We start from the raw sequence: 4,251 nt of genomic DNA on the forward strand, positions 1-4,251 counted from the left end.
CGACAAAGGCAAGGTCATCACGACATTCCCCCTCGTGACGACGACGGTGTCGAAGGAAACCAAGGTCGTCATGGGCAAATACAACGAGAAGGAAAAGACGTGGGAGGCCGGCGAGGAAATCCCCAACGCCCTCTACAACGAAATGTTCGGCGACTTCAGCGCCAAGACCGTCTACGTCCGCATGACCTTCCGCGAAGACCGCCGGGGCATCGCGCAGATCATCGTGCGCCGCATCGGCGAGCAGGCGCCCAAGAAGAAGTAAATCCGGCCTGGTCGTGGCCGCGCGAAAACGGGCCAACAACCACCAAATTTCCCCAAGGGGCCGGATTATGCCAAAATCATCTGGGTACCTGGGTGTAATCCCCGAGGAATTTGCATGGGTGGTGTTCAGTTTTAAGTCGGAAAGTGACCGGTTTTGGACTGAAAATGGCAAAAAACTGGTCAAAAAGCGGGTTCTGGAAGCCGTTTTGAACACATTTTGAGCCGGTTTTTCATCAAATTTTGATTCGGCGGAAGGGAAAAAATCGCACGCTTTGCGGTGTAACGGTTTCGGAGGATGGCGGCAGTAATGTAAGTTGACCGCCAGAAATAAGCCTGATTGATGAAGACAGGGAATCAAGAAAGCGGTCGGCTGTGAATCGATGCGGAGGAAATGGAATGATCGAGGAGAGCACGGAAGACGAGCAGAAAAAAGCACTGGAGTTTTTTCTGTTGCTCATGTTGCTCGGCGCCATTGCGATTGTGCCGTATTATGTCGTGAAATATACGAGGCATTACGGTGGATTGATTATCCGCTTTGTCCTGAATCTGATCGGTTGGTCGCTCGGCAAGCGGTGGTTTCGATCCACGCAGCATTTGATCTGGCAGACCAACTTCGTCGCCATGCCGCCCAACGACGACGATTTGGCCCGGTGGTTCGGCCAGCAACCTTACATGGTGACGGCCGAGGTGAAACGCGAGCCGAACTGGATCACCTTCGACTGCGTTCGCCGGGGCTATTTTCTGGAATTCAACGACATCCAAAAAACCTCGACCAGAGCCGCCCGCTCCCTCGGCTACAACACCGGCCAAAGCGTCAGCATCATCAACATCAAGGAATGAAAAGCGGGAGATGTGCGAGTTAACCGGCTCACAGTTCTCCTTTCATCCTTTCTGTTTTTTCGCCAATTCTTCCAGATTCCGCACGGCCTCGTCGATGTTTAATCCGTGTTGCGAACAGAGCATCCAGACATCCATGTAGATCTCGTTCACCAGTCGCCGATGATGTTCCCCGCCCTTGCGGATGGCCATCTCGACCCGCTCCCGCATCGCGCGAGACGGGCCGGGCCGGGCACCGTGGACGACGGCCTTGAGGCACAGCTTTTCCAGCCAGTTCACGGCCATGCGCGGATGCAGGCGAGAGAGCAGCGTGTGAATCTCACGCCGATCGTCGAGGGTGTCGTAAACGAGGAACGACGGTTTGATGGTGGCGATCATGATTGGTTGTCGGATTCATCGGGATCGGTTTCGGCCGGGTCACAGTAATCGTCACACGTCTGGCACTCGATTCCCGGCCGCGCCGGCGAGTGTCCCCGGTCGCATTCATGCGGGCACAACTTTTGACAGGACGACGGCGGCGGCTTAAGAATTGGCCCGAGATGAACGCAGAACGCGCGACGGGGAAGGCGTTTCATTGATGAATCCGGGCGATGATTTCTTCCCGCCAGACGACGGGCAAGCCGGGATTCCGCCGGATCGTTTCCGCGATGAAATCATGGTCCCCGCCGTAGTGGTTTGTCCACACGCCGGTTGGAATGCCGGCCGGATGGACAAACATCGGCGTGCCGACATTGCCAACACAAACCTCGGGATTTCCCCAAAGAACATGGCCGTCGTCATAACCCATCTTGAACATGAACAGCCCTGCCCTTTGTTCGGCAATCACCCGGCGAATGGCGCCCAACGCCCCCGCCGCAAATTCGTCATCATCGTCGATATGCAGCACATAACCGCCGGTGATCGTCGGAAGGATTTTGTTGCGAGCCGTGTGACCCCAGTCGTGATGCGGCCCGTCGGCGAGTTCGATCAGCCGGCCGGAAAGATTCGCGGCCTGCCACCACTCCCGCAACTGATCCGAGACGGGTCCATCGGACGCCAGAAGAAATTCATCGCCCTCCAAAAATTGGCCGCGAACGGATTCGAGGGTTCGCTTCAAACTCGGCCGCCCGATGGTCGGACAGAGAACGGTGAGCCTCGGCGCCGGACCGAGATTGAACGGCCGCGTGAAGGTTTCCTTGCCGGGAAGACCTCCCCACTTGCGGTGGTAATAATCGTGGTTGCCGTCGGCACGAACTCTCACCGAACGATGTTTTTCGGATGTCATCGCGGCGATAGTCGATGATGTCCCGTGGGCCGAGCCGCAATCTCCGACATTGCCGATCCGCACGCCGGCGATCGTTAGTCGGCGACGATAATCCTCGTCCTCGCCATAGGCCGGGAAGAAGTTTTCATCGTAGTCCCCGACTGTTTTCCAGACCGGGTGATCCTGCCGAAACCCCGCCCACGAACCGGCGACGGCGACGGGGTTGGGATCGGCCAGCAATCGCTCGCACAACTCCGGCCCGGCGATCACATCATCGTTGAGTACGATCAACGGCAGCGGGTCCGCCAGCCGGTGCAACAAGTTCCACGAGGCGGCCACGCCCAGATTCGTCGGCGGCCGGATCACCCGCACCCGCGAGTCCGTCGCCTTGAATTGCCCGCCGTTGTCAATCACGATCACCCGGCTCGGCGCCGCCGTGCCGGCGAACACCGACACAAGGCACTTCTCCAGCAGGTCATATCGGTTGAGCGTCGGGATGCCGACGACGAACGTATCGTTCTCGGCTGGCGTGAATGTCCAGTCCAGATCATCCTGCGAGGTGCCGAAGTCGTTGAGTCGGCGGGCCATCATCGTGGCCTCTAAAATCAGCCGCCCGAGATCCGGCCGGTCCGGCGAGATTTGCTCATGCAAGGCACCCAAGATGGAACAAAGATAGCGCCGCCGGCCTGGCTCATACAGCCAGACGTCTTCATTCAAGTGCCGAAGTTGCTCGGCCATGTCGGCATCGGAAAATGCCCGAAAAGGACGAAGACCGGATATTTTGGAGAGCCGCTTCGGTGAAATCAGGGCCGAGACCTCCGCGAACACCTTCCCCGCCGGAACGCCCTGACACCCCGCCCCATGCCCCTGAACTCCGCGATACCGCAGGTAACAACCGAAGATTCCGTCCACCCGCGACGGACCGCCGATCACCACCGTCGGGACACCGAGGATTCCCGCGAGGTGAGACATTCCCGAGTCGATGCCGATGACACAGGCCGCGTTCCGCATCGCCCCGGCGACCTCGACCGGCGAACGCCCGGTCAATTTCGCCGCCTCGTGAAATTGATCCGCCCTCGGCAACTTCGAGTGAACGACCACCGTGCGATGCCCGGCCGTCCGCAACATCCGATCCAACTCCAGCCATTGCGAGATCGGCCACTCCCGCCCAATGTTTTCGCTGAACGGGCAAAGCAACACGCATCCGTCGAACTCCCGTCCGGCCGCCCGGATTTTCTCCGGCTCCCGAACCGCTGGAACCTGAACGCCGGTCGCCCCGATGTTCTTCGCATACCGCTCCCACCGGGGAACACGCTGCCGGGAATTCCACTCGGCCGAATACCCGAGATTGATTTGCAAGGCATCCGCCGTCGGCTCCTCGGTGTGCCCCTTCGCATGACGCCCCAGTTCATCAAAGCCTTCAAACAAGGTAACCCACGACCGGGCTCCATCGGAGACACAATAGCGGATCTTCACATCGGGCCGTTCCACCTTCAACCGCGAGACGGCGACCAACCCGAGCAGGCCATCGCCAATGCCACTACCGCCCTGGTCGATGACAATCATTCGCGGACCGGCCGGCTCCTCGCCGTTCACCGGCAGGTAATCGGGACACCGGCCGGGGCCACAGTGATCGCAGGGTTTGACGCCGGCGGCGCCGCCGTGGCCCTTGGAACATTTGCGGTGACGACAACCACCGTTGCCACGAGCGTCTTCAAGGTGTTCACAGAGGGGAAGGCTGACGGGCGAGGGTATGGAATTCAGTACCTCCTCGCCCCAGAACCGGCGATAGTCGGCTCTGGTGGCGAACAGATGGCAGAGGTGACAGCCGCGAACGGTCGCGGCGTGATGGCAGGGCGGTGGCACAGGGCCATTCCGTTATTCAACGTGGGGGATGCCGATAAGCTCCC

The 4,251-nt window shown here is 59.5% G+C and carries 4 protein-coding genes; 2 read left to right on the plus strand and 2 right to left on the minus strand.

Annotation, left to right across the window (positions count from 1 at the left end; translation table 11 throughout):
- Positions 1–262: hypothetical protein (locus BGIM_RS55535; RefSeq protein WP_040892083.1), on the plus strand; the 262-nt coding region annotated here is incomplete at its 5' end.
- Between the two features lie 395 nt (positions 263–657).
- Entirely contained in the window at positions 658–1,101 is a 444-nt protein-coding gene (locus BGIM_RS0142885; RefSeq protein ID WP_020475750.1) for a hypothetical protein, read from the plus strand.
- Between the two features lie 42 nt (positions 1,102–1,143).
- Here the strand turns inward: BGIM_RS0142885 and BGIM_RS0142890 are convergent, their stop codons facing one another.
- Positions 1,144–1,476 carry a hypothetical protein gene (locus BGIM_RS0142890; RefSeq protein WP_020475751.1) on the minus strand — a complete coding sequence of 111 codons (333 nt, stop codon included), beginning with the start codon at positions 1,474–1,476 and terminating at the stop codon, positions 1,144–1,146.
- Positions 1,477–1,669: 193 nt separating this feature from the next.
- Positions 1,670–4,207: a glycosyltransferase gene (locus BGIM_RS0142900; protein ID WP_157369860.1), complete on the minus strand. Its 2,538-nt coding sequence runs from the start codon at positions 4,205–4,207 to the stop codon at positions 1,670–1,672.
- Positions 4,208–4,251 lie beyond the last annotated feature (44 nt).

The organism is Zavarzinella formosa DSM 19928, from assembly GCF_000255705.1.
Taxonomy (GTDB): domain Bacteria; phylum Planctomycetota; class Planctomycetia; order Gemmatales; family Gemmataceae; genus Zavarzinella; species Zavarzinella formosa.

Excerpts from the sequence above, each read along its gene's own strand:
- BGIM_RS0142890 (WP_020475751.1), bottom strand. The coding sequence starts at position 1,476 with ATGATCGCCACCATCAAACCGTCGTTCCTCGTTTACGACACCCTCGAC.
- BGIM_RS0142885 (WP_020475750.1), top strand. The coding sequence starts at position 658 with ATGATCGAGGAGAGCACGGAAGACGAGCAGAAAAAAGCACTGGAGTTT.